The organism is Mycoplasma aquilae ATCC BAA-1896, from assembly GCF_048074525.1.
Taxonomy (GTDB): domain Bacteria; phylum Bacillota_I; class Bacilli_A; order Mycoplasmatales; family Metamycoplasmataceae; genus Mycoplasmopsis; species Mycoplasmopsis aquilae.
In genome coordinates, this window is sequence record NZ_CP182208.1 from 617,657 (window position 1) to 633,210 (window position 15,554).

Genomic DNA, 15,554 nt, shown 5'->3' on the forward strand with positions numbered 1-15,554 from the left:
TTTTTTGGTTCCTGTTGTAAAATTAGTGTACAAAAAACAAAAGAAAGGAACCAATTTAATTATATGATAACTGCAACTAAAATGCACAAGAAAAATATAATTTGTGTTGAAACAGAAATAAGAATAGACAATTTTGATAACACAAAAAAACAAATTACAAAATGCGAACATTTTATTTTGAGACCTTACAAGGATAAAACATTAAAGACTAAACTTGACAATGAACTTAACAAAGCTAGAAAGCAAAACACTAATTATTTCCAATTAAGTAACTTATCTTGTTTGTTTGATAACTTACAGAGATACAATAGCTTAATTGAAATCTCTAAAGTGATGAATATAAATATTAAAACAATCAAAAGTAACATCGAAAACGCTGCTGAAGAATACAAATATACAACAACAGCAAAATGTAAGAGATGTAAATCAAAGATGATGACTGTTACATATTTATCGCTAGAAGAATGAACTTATACAAAAATTGCATTAGCTCAGAATATTTATGAGTCAAATGTAATGAAAAGTTGTGAAAGATTAAAACCAATACAAGACTTTTTGATTGAGTGAAGTAATTTAAGAAAGAAATACAAAAAATTAAGAAAAGAAAATCCTGATATGGATCTTGGTGAAAATATTAAATATACCATGCAAGTATCAGCAGCTCGTTTATTAGATGAATATACCAAGAAATATAAAGGTCAAAATGTGTTTATCCCTACACTAAAGACATTTTATAATGCAATAGACACTAAATTAGATATCGACTTCAGTATGTTTGTGGGTAAAAAGGAATGAGCAATTCATCATTTGACAAATCTCAAAAGAAGAAAAACGAAAATACACAAAGTCAAAAATTCAAGGCGCAACTTCTATTCATAATAGAGATGAAAGCATAAACAACCGCGAAGAAGCTGGACATTACGAAATGGATACAGTTGTGTTTAATAAGTCTAGCAAACTTATTTTAGTAACTGTTTATGAAAGAAAATCAAGATTAGGATATGCGATGCTTTCAAAAAGAGATGCTCAATCAGTTGTTAAAACTGTCCAAAAAATCATTAAACTTTATGGTCTTACAATTAAGACATTAACAATAGATAATGGCTCTGAAAACACATTATTGCACACAATTCCAGGAATAGGAAAAATCTATACTTGTGACCCTTATTCTTCGTATCAAAAAGGTGGAATTGAATGTTGACACAAAGAATTACGAAAGTTTATTCCAAAAGGAAAATATTATTCCTGAATAAATGATCAAAACATAATGAACATTTGCCATATTATCAATAGCTCAAAAGAGAATATAAAATTCCGGGTAGTTTATACACTGTGCGCATGAGTGCATATGAATTTTATTCAACATATTGTTAAAAAATAGCAAACTTTTAAAATAACCTCATCAAATTTTTATGGGTGAGGTGCCTTTTCTACTGCTTTTTTTATAAAAAACCTTTAAAATTAAAACAACATTGGTTTTACAATCAAAATTAGACCTTTAGTGGAAAATCATATTTTTAATTTATAAACTTTTTTAATTATTAACAGGCTAAATTTTATATAATTTTAAGGATATAAATCAGGAGATATAAATGAAAGTTAAAAATAAAGTTTTACTTAGCGTTCTAGCTACAGGTTTAATTGCCACACCATTAATATATAGCGCTATTTCATTTACAACTAGTGCAACGGTTAAACAAAATAAGATTACCCATGATCCAAATGCCATTCGTTGCTGCTGTCCAGGGTGCTTACGCGGAATGAGCAGTAAAACTATTACAATAAGTCCAAGTTATAAGGACTCAACTTTTTAAACATATATAAAATAAAGGAAAACTATGAGAAAACTAACTAAAATATTATTCCCACTTACTTTATCATCTACAATGCTTACACCTTTAGTGGCAGCTCAATGTGGTACACAAGCTCAAGACGATAGACAAGCTCAAGGTGGCACACAAGCTCAAGGTGGCACACAAGTTCAAGGTGGTACACAATCTCAAGGTGGTACACAAGCTCCAAGTGAAGAAAATATGGTTTCTTTAGCAAAGAATCTAGATACATTTATGAAAGATGAAAAACAAAATTCTAAAACTTTTGATGTTGATGCCTCTGTTAGATTTTTAGTTCCACTATCATCAAATAAAGTAGAAGGAATTTATGAGACAAATGGAATGCAATCAATTTCATATATTATTCCTTATTTATCACAAATGCTTCAAATAAACAGTTCATTAACTGATGCTGATATTGCAAATTTAAATAAGGCTTACAATGATGTTCTAAATATGCCAGCTGACTTCTTAAAAATTGGAACCAAAAACTCAGAAACCCCATTAAAATATCTAGCTAAAGCTGGTGAAGCTGCAGGTTTTAATTTTATTCAAAACTTAGGCGAATACAAGAATGCCGAAATCAAAGATTTAGGCACAATAAGCATTAATCTAAATAATATATCTACGAAAGATAATGAAGATGTTGTTAAAATTTTTCAAGATTTTAGTAATCAAATAAAAGATTTTTCTAGCAAACCACAAGATAAGCCTATCTTATTAAAAATCTCTTACAACATTAAGGCAAGAATAACATTAAATAAAAAATTAGATTTTGCAACATATGCTAATAACATTTTTGACAAAAATTCAGAATTTATTTCAAAAATGTTTATCCGCTCATTAAAAAACGATCCTCGAGCAATGGGTTTTGATGAAGAACAAATTAAAGAAATTGCCGATAATTCAGTAGCTGCAATAAAAGGTGCCATTTCAGAATTAGGTCACGAATCAAATGCACAATACGTTCCTTTAAATGAACAAGATTTAGATAATATTAAAAAACTTGGTAAAGTGCTTGATAATAGCGATAATTCAATTTCAATCCAATTAAGATAAAAAACGTCCATGCCTAGCGCAAGGGCGTTTTCATTATCCAGTATAAAAAAAGAGCGCCTCATTGTTTGCCCAAACAACAAGGTACTTTTGTTTTATAACAGCATTTTATTTTTGATACTATCCAAAATCTTGTGTAAATTTAAAATTACCCAAAAAAGGGTAAAAAGAAAAGATAAGTTACCTTATAATTTTTTTGAACAAGAAAGGAACTTATCTATGAATAATTTTAAACTATTAAACCAAGATTTTATTAAAAACTTTTCTAAAAGTATAAATAGTATTGATGACTTTATGAAACTAATGCTTGAACAATACAAAAACGATATTCAACATATATTAAACGAACTATTAAAAGATGGATTAACTGAATTTCTTAAATACGAGAAATACAAAAGAGCAGATACTGATAATTATAGAAATGGGTACTACACAAGAAAATTATTATTAGAAATCGGAGAAATTGAACTAAATATTCCTAGAGATAGAAATGGGGATTTCAATAATAAACTAATTAAAAATATCAAAGAACACAAGAAGAAGTGACAAAATTAGTCAAAATTTTATTTAAAAGGGAATGGATTATTCAGATATTATCGATGTCACGACTGATTTATTTGGAAAGCAGTTATCTAAACAATCTATAACAAATATAACTGATAAATTTTTGGTAAATGTTGAAGAATTTAAGAAAAGACAACTTAAAAAGAATATAAAGTTGTCTACTTGGATGCAACATTTTTGAGCATTAAACGTGGTACATATAGCAAAGAAGCTGTTTATATAGCACTCGGTATAAGCCTTGAAGGAAATAAAGAGGTACTAGCTTTTGATATTAATCCTAATGAAAGCGCAAACAACTGAGATGAAATACTTCAAGATATAAAGAATCGTGGTGTTGAGAACGTCGAACTTTTTGTTACTGATGGATTAGCCGGAATTAAAGATGTAATCTTCAAAAACTTTCCATCTACTAAATTTCAAAGATGTTGAACGCATATATCTCGTAATATATCTACAAAAGTGAAACCATCAGATAATTTTGAAATTATCCAAGACTTAAAATTAATTTACAATCAAACCGATGAAGAACAAGCTATTCAAAAATTCAATTCATTTTTAAATAAGTGAAACAAGAAATACCCAAACATTACAAGAGGACTCCTTAAAATTGCGGATGATTTATTTGCGTTCTATTCTTTTCCTTATGCAATACGAAAATCAATATATACGACTAACTTAATAGAAGCATTAAATTCACAAATAAAAAGACAATTAAAGGGTAAAAACAATTCTCCACAGTAGAAGCTGCGGAGAAAATACTTGTTGCAATGTTTGAAGAGTACAATTTTAAGAATTCTCAATACAAACATTGTGGGTTTAAAAACATTTAATAAATTATGTATAATTTGTATACCATAAGAATTATAAAACTTATCTTTACAAATTTACACAAAATTATTTATAGTATCTTATTTTTAGTGAGAAAAAGCTAAAACTATTTATCAAATAGCACTGTTTTATATTCTGGACCATAGCGTTTAATTAATTCTTCACGATATGAGCTAACTTGATATGGATAGTTATCTTTATTAGTTCCGTCAATTAAGTTATAAGCATACAAGATATCAGCAGTATCATTTTTTCAATAAAATGGCTTATCAAAAGTATTGACAAATGAGGCTACAACATCACGATATGAGTGCACTTGTCTTGAATTATTGTCAAAGTATTTTGTTTCACCATTAACAACAGATCCTCATTTTAATCCTATAGGCAAGTTATCTTGATTAACTGCTAACGAACCAGAGGAACCACCACTTAAGTTATTAGCACTAGAAGAATAAAATTGCAGCATATATCTTTGATACGATGTACCATCGTAATTTATGGTGCTTTTTGGATTAAATTCAACACTATAGTCAGCTATTGAATCAGTTACATTATAGTTATAAATACTATCCCCATTTTCATTAATCTTACTTCAAGTTCCATTAATTTCAGTCTTATTACCATTTTTAGCTGGATACCCAGCAATAAAGACATTATTAGGTTGCTTGTCAAATTTATTATTACCAAATTTAGTATTCATATAGCTATCTAAATAAATAGCTGATTTATAGCTTTCAGGTTGAGATAAGTAGTTAATAATCTTATTATCCGGATACATCTTGTTATATTCTTTTAGGATATTGCCAACAGACATGTAGTCTACCGAAATATAAGGCAAGCTAGAATTAAAGTTTGCCTTTGCTTTATTAGCAATTGCTGCTTTTGAAGCATTAACTTGAGCAATTGCATCTAAGATATGTTGCACATAAGCTCTTTGTAAGCTACCTGTCTCAATTAATTTTTTATATTCATTTCTTGCTTCTGGATTATAGAATTGTGCTGTTTCTAAAAAGTTCATAGGTCTTCACTTAGCAAATGCATTTAAGTCAACATATCATTCAAGTACAGCAAAATCAGCTGCTATATTGCCTTTGACCTTATTTGGTGAAATAAAATTAATTGCTACATAAAAGTTTTTAGGAATATATAAAGCATGTGAGTCTCAATTATTCATAAATTGGTACATGTAATATTGATTTTTACCATCAGCTCAATCAGGATCAAATCCAATAAATGAAGAGACTGTATGAACCCCTTTGCTAATTTTGCTTTCTTGTCTATTATCTGAATGGTCATTTTTATCAATATTCGCATTAGCTACATGTAAATTGGTTCCTAAATATAAACGATATTTATTATTTCCTAAAGCAACATAATCCAATAATCAAGCAGTTCCAAACGTTAAGGTTGATTCATTCTTTTTAGCATCATCTACATTATTAAATACTATTTTAAAGGTACGCTTAAAGATAGAATCATAAATATTGTAATAACTAAAGCTTGGGTTTTTTGTAGCTTTATTTTCGATTATTAGTTTTTTAACTGTTGCAGCATTATTTTTGTAAAACTCACTAATTTCATCCGCGTTTCTAGGTGCATTCATATTAGCTTCAAATTTATCTCATAGCTGTTTGATATTATCTTTAGCCTTATTACTTGCTTCAATCTTACTATTGATATTATCAAGTTCTTGTCCTTTTCAATCAATTGTTTCTAATGACACTAGGCCAGTGGTAATTTGAGCTAACATGGCTCGAATTTCAGCATTTTGCTTATAGTAGTCACTTGCATTAACTCACTTGTCAATTTCAGCTTGCAATTGTTTAAATTTTGAAATTGATTGTTCAGTTTCTTGTTTTAAACTATTGTAATATTTTTTAACACTAGCTAGATCATTTTCAACTTGTTTCAGTTTACTTCTAGCTCTAGCACAAAGAACTATAATACTATCGTAATTAAGTTTTTCATTTCCAATTTCTTCTCTTAATTTTTCAAGTTCTTTATAAGAAGCAAGTTCATTAATATAATTTATTAAATCATTATTTTGTGTTTCAAAATCTTTGATAGCTTTTAGTACACTAGCTTTATTTTGCTCAGCTTCATTTCTAGCATTAGCACTTGCATCAGTTAAATCCTTTTTAACCTTGAGCAACGCTTGAAATGAACTAAGCAAGTAATCGAAACTTAAATTAATATAGCTACGTTTGGTTAGTTCATTTCTAAAATTTTGATAATTTCTTTTTATTATTGGATCTAGTGAAACTGCATTCATTTGATCGCATAGTGAAATATTTAAAGCAATATATGACCAAATATTGAATTTTAACTCATCACTAGCTTGACTAATTAAATTAGGTAAGTTTAATTGATCATTATTAACAATTGGACTATAGGTAACTCGATAGTTTGAAATCATATTAAAGGCTTTAGCATAGCTTTCAAGCTTTCTGTTATATTGTTCAATTATTTGGACTTTATTGCGATTAATTAAATAAATTAATTCCTTTAAGTATTCAATTAAATTATCAAATTTATCAGTAGGTAAAGCAATAGTTGGACTTTCTAATTCACTATTAATTATATTAAGCTTAGCAATTGCGTCACTATATATTCCAATTGCTGAAGTGAGGGCATTTGAATAGCTTGCAATTAGAGTATTTGTTTTATCTATACTATATTCATTATTAATAGCATCTATGGCTTTTTTTAAGGCAATAAACTCTGATGCACACTCAGCTTGTAAAGGTGCATTAGTTTGATAAATAGCTAGAAGATTTTTAGCATTTACATAGTTAACTGATTGTTTATTTATGCCTAATAGCAAGGAATCAAGAGCAGAAATCTTCTTGTTTTTTTCATTAATTTCATTTTCATGTTCTTTGAGCAATTTTATCTTTTCATTTTTTAACTCGCCAATTTGTTGATTTAGAATTAATTTTTCATTATTTAAATTTAAAATAGATTGCTCATTTTTAGCAATTTCAGCTTCTTTTTTAGCAAAAGTTTGCTTATTTAATTCAATTTGCGCTTGTAATTGTGCAATTTGGTACTTTAGCCCTGAAATATTGCCTTCTAACTCAGTGATATAGGCTTGTTTAACCTCGATGCTTTTGCTTAGTTTATCTATTTCATCTTGATTTGAATGTAATTGTGCTTTTAGTTCTTCTAATTGTTCTTTTGCTTCTATAATTTGATTTTCATAACTTGCTTTAATATCATTAATACCATCAATTTTATCTAGTAAAAGATTGATTTGATTATTAAGTTCTGTACTTTTTGTCTCATTTTGATGTTTTAAAGTAGTCAATTCATCATTTAATTGAGCAATATTGTTTTGATGTTGTTTAATTTGATTATCTTTTTGTGCAAGTTCTAAGTCATAAGCTTTTTTATTAGTCTCTAGCTCAGAAATTTTTGCATTTAAAGCAGCTTGAACAGCTTGATTATCTTGTTCAAGTTTTTTAATTTTTTCAATTAATTCTTGATCTGGCCCTTGATTTATATCATCACAAGAAGAGGAAATAACAGGCAGTAAAGTTACTACTGAGGCACTAGATATTAAAAGTAAATTACGTAGCTTTTTCATATTTAAATTTTATTCTATTTTTGCTTATTTCTTTAATTCTATTAATAACTTATTATTTATTTTACCAATGTGGAAAATATGGAAATAGCACGCTTTTTTGACTAAAATTTCAGTAAAAAAAATCAAAGTTTGATAAACTTTAATTACATAGTAATTAAATTAATTTAAGGTCTATTAAATAGGAGAATTATGTTCGAAAATATATTAAACAAACTACTTGATACGTCATTGCGCAACAATCTAGTTAAAATTAAACCTGAAAAATATTTGGCTATAGACGCAATTAAAGAAACTGCTGAAGGTACATTTTTATTAACCAACAATCCTGACAGTGCCAGCGCAAAACAAAGTATTATGCTTACTAACGTTTCTGAAGTTGAACTTAGCAAAATGGCTGATAAATTTATCAAATTTAATCGTCTTTCAATTGAAGAAACTGGGATAAATATTTTAAATCTAACTTTAGGGATTTTAAAATGACAAGATCGCGATGATAACTTGCTTAATTCACCATTATTTTGCGTTAGTGCGGAATTAAATAGTGAAAAAGATGATTATTTTATCGAAACTTCTTATGCTAATATTGAGCCAAACTATACGCTTGCTTTTAAATTTAAAACTGAATATAATTTTGACTTACTTAAAATCCTAGAACAATATTTAGAAGCAAAGAGCACTTTTAATGAAGTACTAGATAATTTAACCAAATTAGAAAACCAACTCCTAAGTCAAATTAATTTTAGCCAAAAACAATTCAAAGTTCAAAAGCTTGCTTATTTTGGTATTTTTACTTATTCTAAAATTAGCATTTATAATGACTTAATTCAAAACAGGGCCCGTTTGGATGCTTCACCATTTTATCAACAATTAAATGGCCAAATGCAAAATTTTAACTTCGAACTTATCTCTGATAAAGATATTGATGAAAAAATTGACTACTTAAATTACTACCACTGTCTCGAATCTGATGGATCACAAGAAAAAGCTATTCAAGCCGCAATTCAAGGCCACAGTTTTGTACTTCAAGGCCCTCCTGGAACCGGAAAATCTCAAACCATTAGTAATATTATTACAGAATTAATGTCTCGTGGTAAAAGAATACTGTTTGTTGCTGAAAAAACAGCTGCTGTTGATGTTGTTTATAACACACTAGCTGCTAAAGGTTTTGAAAAATTTATTCTGCGCCTTCATAGTGATGATAATAATAAAGAATTTGCTAAAAAATTACTTGCTGACTATGAAGAAACAAAAAGCTATCCTAAATTAAATAATTCATTTCGAGATGAAATGAATCGTAATATTTCTCAATATGTCAGATTAATTAATGACTATGAAAACATCCTGGTAGATAGCGATAAGAATAATGTTCCATTATTTACATTATTTAATAATTATCTAGAAATTAAGGACTACTTGCCTATTTCTGAATCCTTTAGTTTTATGCGTAGCTATTCAGAAGAAGAACTTAGAGATATTTATGACTTACTAAAAAATTATCAAGGCATGTTAAATTCGTTTAATAAAATCAACTATTCAAAATGATTTTCAATTATTCATACTAGTGAAGTGGACTTTAATAAGATTGATAACTGTTTAAATAATCTTAAAAATAACTTAACTCAACTTAATTACTTACTTGGTAATAGTGACTATATTTTTATTAAAAATAATGAGTTATTTAGTGAGATTGAAAAGGTTAAAAATATTACGTTTATCTTGACTAAAACTACTTGAAATAAGAAAAATAACTTTACCTTTAATTCTGAATTAAGAACTCTAAAAGAAATTTCAAAATTATATAAGCAAATTACAAGATTGCTTAGTTTTGATCAAGTTACTTTGAAAATGAATCAAGATAATATTCACTATTTAGAAAAATGGTTAAAAGAAAACAAAAATGGTTTCTTTAGAGCTTTCTCAAAGCAATATAAAGCTAATAAGAAGGTCTTAAGCTTGCAAGATTTTGGCCTTGGAATTCATCTTAATTCTTATAGAAATGCTAAAAAACTTTATAAAGCTAGCTTAAAGGCTCAAAAGATCTTTGATAAGATTCAAACTATTTTACCATCATTAACATTCCAATTTGATATTCAAGATATAGTGTTAGTTGATATATTAATTAAAAACTTTGAAACTTTAGCAAACAGCTTTACTGATTCAGAGTTTAGCTTTGCAGTTAACTACACTAAAGAAGTTGCACCTGTTGCTCGCTTTTCATTTGCTCAATTACAAGAAATGATTAGTGAAATTAACTCTAATTACACTGAACTATTTAAAAACTTCTTAGTTGAATTGGATGCTGAAAACTATTATGCAATTATGAATTTTATTGATACCTTGTTAATTGAACAAAATAATGGTTATGTAATAGTTTCTAAGAATAATTTAGAAATTAAATTAGTTGAATTTGGACTTGAAAACTATTTAAGTTTCTTACATTCAGGTCACTATAACAGCTTATTCGTAAATACATTTAAATGATCATATGCAAATTGAAATATTAAAAATATTTTAGTAAGAAACAATTTAGCAAGTGATTTTGTTAAATTAAAAGATTTACATGAAAGATATCAAAACGATATTGCAACCTTAAACAAAAATGCCTATGCCAATGCTTTAGAAGCTTGCAGTAAGCAAGTTCCTAATTTCCTTGGAACTGAACGTAGTTACCTAATATTAAAAGCAGAAGCTTCTAAGTCACGTAAACTAAAATCAGTTAAAAATGTAATGTCAGAAGCTAGTGATGCTATCTTACAAATGAAACGTTGTTTAATGATGTCTCCTCTATCAGTTTCAACATACCTAAAAGATTCGAATGCTACTTTTGATGTTTTAATTATTGATGAAGCTAGTCAAATTAAGACAGAAAATGCTTTATCTTCTATTTTTAGAGCAAATCAATACATTATTTGTGGTGATGTTGAGCAATTGCCACCTACCAGTTTCTTTGAAGAAAAATCCGACCTAGATGAAGTTGATGATGAAAACATCTATGACTTAGACGCCTATGAATCAATACTTTCAGCTGGTGCCTCATTCCTTAAATCAATTGCTTTAAGATGACACTATCGCTCAAAATATGAATCATTGATTTATTCATCCAATACCAATGTTTATGATAATACACTTGTTTCTTTCCCGAGTGTTTCAAATGGAGATCGTTTTACTGGACTTAATTTCATTTATACTAATGGTATTTATGAAGATCGTGAAAATGCACAGGATGCTGATGCAACAATTAAAAAATTAACTCAAATCATTGATAAGTTTGGGGATAAGAAAACTATTGGTGTTATTACTCTTAATATCACTATGGCTAACTATTTAGACAAGCATCTTAATAGATTTCTAAATAGTAATGAAAAATATAAGTCTTTCTTAAACCCTAAATCAAAAACAAAATTCTTTATTAAAAACATTGAAAATGTGCAAGGAGATGAAAGAGATATTATCTTACTTGTTATTGGATTTGGCCCAAATGCTGAAGGTAAAATTTCACATAATTTTGGTGCAATTAACCAAGACGCTGGATATAAACGTTTAAATGTAGCAGTATCACGCGCTAAAGAAGCCATGTTTATTATTTCATCATTAAAATACAGTGATATTGATACAAACAAAAGTCCAGCTCGTGGAGTCGCCTTCTTAAAAGACATACTTAAAAATGCTGAAGTTGGAGTACAAACTGTTGCTTCAAATAGCGCTATTACACAGGCATTTAAGGCTCAATTAGCTCAAGAATTGACTAATTTAGGTTACACTGTACACACTAATGTTGGGGCTAGTGATTTCAAAATTGATTTAGCTATTTATAGCAAAGAGAAAAACAAATATGTACTTGGACTTGAATGTGACGGAACAACATTTGCTTCCTCACGTGTTGCTAAAGATCGTGACTATTTACGTAGTAATGTTTTACAAAGTCGTGGATGAATTATTTATCGTATGTGATCAACTGATTGATTCAAAAATAAAGACTTGGAAATGGAACAATTAACTAACTTTATTCAAAAGCACATTTCTTCCTTTGAACAAGTTAAACCTCGTTTAAATGAAGTTTTAGAATCAGAAAACATCATTGAGCAAGTTGCAAAAGTAGATTTTAGAAGTTGCTTTGAACCTTTAATTAGCCTAAAAGAGGTTAGAAGAAATACTTTAATCCGCGATAAGGCAATATACTTGCAAGAACATATTAATGTAATTTCCCTTAAAGAATTAAAAGTTTTAATCCAAAAAGTATATACTAACCCTAAAAATATCAATCTTGTATTAGACAACTATAGATTCAAGATTATTCAAGGATTCGCCTACAAAACAGGGCTAAATAATCAAGAAATCAACTTTAAAACTGCATACGATGATGATAAAAGAGAAATCGGATTCTTACACCCTAAAGAATGAGAACACTTCTTAACTAAAGCAAAAGAATTTAATAATGAAGTGAACTATGATGAGTTGGCTAAAATTGCGCTTGAGTTACTTGGTTACAAACGTCAAAGTTCAGTTACCTTGCAACAAGTTATAAATATATTAAAGAACACTAATGAAAAAGGAGGTAAATAATGCCCGAATATCCTGAAGTCACAGTTGTAACAAATACTTTAAATTCCTTAACTAGCGGACGCAAAATAATATCCATTAAGGTCTTAAAGGATAAACTAATTAAGAATGCTTCAGAAGTTCAATTTATTGACTTCTTAAAAAACAAAACCATAAAACAAATATGTAATTACGGAAAGTTTATTCTCTTTACTTTTGATGATAATTCTCGTATGATTTCACATCTTAGAATGTCTGGAAAGTACTTTGTGCTAGATGTAAACAGTACAAGCCCAATGATGCAAGAAGCTCATAACTATATTTATTTCTATTTAGATAACAATACAGTGATGATTTATAATGATGCTCGTATGTTTGGTTCATTTGAAATTATTCCTTCCACCGATACTCGTAGCATTTATGAAATTAAAAATTTAGCCAAGTTACCTCACCAAGTGGATATTGATGCTTTATGAGCTAAATTACAGCATAAAAATATCAGTATTAAAGCAGTACTGCTTGACCAATCCTTAGTTTTAGGAGTTGGAAACATTTATGCAGATGAAGCTTTATATCGTGTCAAAATGTATCCAATGCTCAAATGTAATAAAGTTTCAAAAGCAAGATTAGCTGAATTATTACAAGCTGCTGGTGATATTATGAACGATTCAGTAGCCCTTGGCGGTTCTTCAGTACATACTTATGTATCCGTTAACTCTAAAAGAGGGAGCTATCAGGAAAAATTGCAAGTTTATGGAAAAGAAGGACAACTTTGTTCCACATGTAAACATTCTTTAATAAAAAAAGTAAAATTAGATTATAAGCAAAATGGACGTGGCACAAGCTTTTGCCCAAATTGTCAAAAGGAAATTAATGGATAAAAAACTGCTCATAGTAGTTGATATGTTAAATGGTTTTGCTTATAAAGGAGCTTTAGCAAGCTCAAACATTGCTAAAATAATCCCAACAATTGCTAATATTGTTCAAGAATTTGATTACAATTTATTTGTTTGTGATCACCATTCAGTTGAAGATTTAGAAATGAAACTTTACCCAATTCATTGTCTAGCCAACGATGTTGAATCTGAAATAGTGGCGCCACTAGTACCTTATGTACAAGAAATTGTTTATAAGAATACTACGAACGCCTTCTGAGATATACCAGCAAAAATTTGGGATCTTTATGATGAATTTTATCTAGTAGGATGTTGTACAGATATTTGTATTTTGCAATTAGGAATAACTTTAAAAACATATTTAAATAAGATTCATTCAGATAAAAATGTTATTGTATATCAAGATGCACTTGCTACTTATGATAGCAAAGAGCATAATGCTAAACAGTATACTAAAATAGGCTTAAAAGCTTTAAAAAACGCAGGAGTAATTATAAAAACATGAGAACAGTAGATTTACATGGTTTAACTTCAGAACAAGCTATGATTGAAGTTGTTAAACATTTATATGACCTAAAAAGAAACCAAATTGATTCAGTACTATTTATTACTGGAAATGGTACAGGTACACTAAAAGCTGCTTTAGAAACTTTTTTAGTTAAAAACAAGATTAAATACAGCCTTAAAAACGATGGAGCAGCTTACTATTTAGATTCAAGAGATTGTTTTTCTAAATCAAATTCAAACTTTTATGATAAAGAAGAGTTTGAAGATGAATTACTTGATGAAGATGATTTAGAAGATATTTTTACAGGTTACAAATTCTAATTTTAATTAACACCCTCGTGGTGTTTTTTTATACAAATGTGGTCACAAAAGCCGAACTAATAAAGATATTCAGGACAGTTCCTTTCGTTTAAAAAATTAATATATTCGTTCGGACTCATATAATTTAGTGTTTTAATTGGTCTCTCATTATTTCAATATTCAACATAGTTATCGATTAATCGTTTTACATATTTTATGTTAAGTTTGTTGATATTATATTGAGAGAAAAGTTCCTCACGAATTCTTCCAAAAATATATTCTATTCATAAATTATCATTTGAATGGCCTACTCTGCCCATAGATTGTTTAACACCTATAGATTCTAAATAAGTTCTTACATTCTTTTCAAAATATTGAGTACCGTGATCGGTATTCATTATTTTTACATTCAAATCTTTTAATTTAGTGATGTCTTTATAAACAATACTTGCTGACTGATTATCGCTTAATGTATATGCAACAATTTTGTGCGTTTTAATATCAGCAATCATGTGCAAATGATAATGTTTGTCCTTATTCTTTATAATCATAAAATCAGCAGAAACAGCTTCATAAGGTTTTAATTCTTGACGTTTTTCAAAATCTACTAAATATTCAAAATCGTCTTTTGTATTTTTATCTTCTTTAAACTTTTTAGGCTTATTTTTAGTGCTATTTACACATAAATGTGAATTTGACATTATTTTAGATACAGTTGGTTGTGATATGTTAATTCCATAATCTTTCTTAATTAAGCCAGAAATTTTATCTGACCCTATATTACCTTTATGTTGGTTGAAAACTTCATTTACTAAAGCAATCATCTCAATTTCTGTGACTTTAGAGTCCTTTCTTTTCTTATAACCAACATTATCTTTTCTATCATAAAATCTTGAGCGTGAAATACCAAAAAGTTTACATAAACTACTTATAGATGCACTGCAATTGTTTTTCTTATTCTTGATCTTTTCTATTACTTCGGAAACTTTATTATTACGTTCCTTTTTAGTAGAATCTTCTCCTAATAATTCATCCAATAATACATTTAAGATGATGTCATAATCTTTTTGGGAGATATTTGTTTTACCTTTTATATGACGATCTTTATTCTTTTTCTTACCTGCATTCATACTTTTTAAATGTCTTTCTTTATATTTTTTATTGTTATAAGTATTATAAGGTAAAAATTCAATAACTTTCCTATTCGTGTATCTTAATGTGTTTCTTTTGAACTGATCAAATCCATTTCTGTAGTTTTTTGCTTCAGTTCATCCTCATTCAAGCTCTTTTTTATAAATTTCTTGTAATTCTACATCTTGTGTAACAAGCAATAATGATTTAGAAAATCTACTAATTCCGTGTCATTGTCCCATGATATTTGTACCATTTAGTTGTCCCAAATACCTTTATTAACTCGAGCGTAAGAAAAATCCACCCAAGAGGATG

Annotated in this window: 13 protein-coding genes; 11 read left to right on the forward strand and 2 right to left on the reverse strand. The window is 28.3% G+C overall.

Features of this window, described 5'->3' with window-relative positions; translation table 4 throughout:
* Positions 1 to 63 precede the first annotated feature (63 nt).
* From ACM0IS_RS02585 to ACM0IS_RS02615, 7 genes are all read left to right on the forward strand, one after another.
* Positions 64 to 879, forward strand: coding sequence for a hypothetical protein (locus ACM0IS_RS02585; protein WP_416755931.1), 816 nt, complete (start codon positions 64 to 66; stop codon positions 877 to 879).
* Complete coding sequence (locus ACM0IS_RS02590; RefSeq protein WP_416755932.1) at positions 776 to 1,381, forward strand: IS30 family transposase; 606 nt, start codon at positions 776 to 778, stop codon at positions 1,379 to 1,381. Before ACM0IS_RS02585 ends, ACM0IS_RS02590 begins: the two co-directional genes overlap by 104 nt.
* Before the next feature lie 211 nt (positions 1,382 to 1,592).
* The gene (locus tag ACM0IS_RS02595) at positions 1,593 to 1,814 is read left to right on the forward strand and encodes a hypothetical protein (RefSeq protein ID WP_416755933.1); all 222 of its coding nucleotides are present in this window, start codon (positions 1,593 to 1,595) and stop codon (positions 1,812 to 1,814) included.
* A 24-nt stretch (positions 1,815 to 1,838) separates the two neighbouring features.
* The gene (locus ACM0IS_RS02600) at positions 1,839 to 2,891 is read left to right on the forward strand and encodes a hypothetical protein (protein WP_416755934.1); all 1,053 of its coding nucleotides are present in this window, start codon (positions 1,839 to 1,841) and stop codon (positions 2,889 to 2,891) included.
* A 129-nt stretch (positions 2,892 to 3,020) separates the two neighbouring features.
* A complete protein-coding gene (locus ACM0IS_RS02605) occupies positions 3,021 to 3,443 on the forward strand; it encodes a transposase (protein ID WP_416755872.1) in 423 nt (140 codons plus the stop codon).
* A gap of 22 nt (positions 3,444 to 3,465) precedes the next feature.
* Entirely contained in the window at positions 3,466 to 3,675 is a 210-nt protein-coding gene (locus ACM0IS_RS02610) for a transposase (protein ID WP_416755935.1), read from the forward strand.
* Positions 3,615 to 4,193, forward strand: coding sequence for an IS256 family transposase (locus ACM0IS_RS02615; protein WP_416755936.1), 579 nt, complete (start codon positions 3,615 to 3,617; stop codon positions 4,191 to 4,193). Before ACM0IS_RS02610 ends, ACM0IS_RS02615 begins: the two co-directional genes overlap by 61 nt.
* A gap of 193 nt (positions 4,194 to 4,386) precedes the next feature.
* Here ACM0IS_RS02615 and ACM0IS_RS02620 read toward each other — a convergent pair whose 3' ends face one another.
* Positions 4,387 to 7,866, reverse strand: a complete 3,480-nt coding sequence (locus tag ACM0IS_RS02620) for an MIP family Ig-specific serine endopeptidase (RefSeq protein ID WP_416755937.1) — start codon at positions 7,864 to 7,866, stop codon at positions 4,387 to 4,389.
* A 189-nt stretch (positions 7,867 to 8,055) separates the two neighbouring features.
* Here ACM0IS_RS02620 and ACM0IS_RS02625 point away from each other — a divergent pair, with 189 nt between their 5' ends.
* The 4 genes from ACM0IS_RS02625 to ACM0IS_RS02640 are packed head-to-tail and all read left to right on the forward strand — an operon-like array spanning position 8,056 to position 14,129.
* Complete coding sequence (locus ACM0IS_RS02625) at positions 8,056 to 12,429, forward strand: AAA domain-containing protein (RefSeq protein WP_416755938.1); 4,374 nt, start codon at positions 8,056 to 8,058, stop codon at positions 12,427 to 12,429.
* On the forward strand, positions 12,429 to 13,286 hold the full coding sequence (mutM, locus tag ACM0IS_RS02630; protein WP_416755939.1) for a bifunctional DNA-formamidopyrimidine glycosylase/DNA-(apurinic or apyrimidinic site) lyase: 858 nt from the start codon (positions 12,429 to 12,431) through the stop codon (positions 13,284 to 13,286). The genes ACM0IS_RS02625 and mutM overlap by 1 nt, the downstream gene beginning before the upstream one ends.
* Positions 13,279 to 13,815, forward strand: a complete 537-nt coding sequence (locus ACM0IS_RS02635; RefSeq protein ID WP_416755940.1) for an isochorismatase family cysteine hydrolase — start codon at positions 13,279 to 13,281, stop codon at positions 13,813 to 13,815. The genes mutM and ACM0IS_RS02635 overlap by 8 nt, the downstream gene beginning before the upstream one ends.
* Positions 13,803 to 14,129, forward strand: a complete 327-nt coding sequence (locus ACM0IS_RS02640; RefSeq protein WP_416755941.1) for a Smr/MutS family protein — start codon at positions 13,803 to 13,805, stop codon at positions 14,127 to 14,129. The genes ACM0IS_RS02635 and ACM0IS_RS02640 overlap by 13 nt, the downstream gene beginning before the upstream one ends.
* A gap of 56 nt (positions 14,130 to 14,185) precedes the next feature.
* Here the strand turns inward: ACM0IS_RS02640 and ACM0IS_RS02645 are convergent, their stop codons facing one another.
* A complete protein-coding gene (locus ACM0IS_RS02645; protein ID WP_416755942.1) occupies positions 14,186 to 15,508 on the reverse strand; it encodes an IS3 family transposase in 1,323 nt (440 codons plus the stop codon).
* Positions 15,509 to 15,554: the final 46 nt, after the last annotated feature.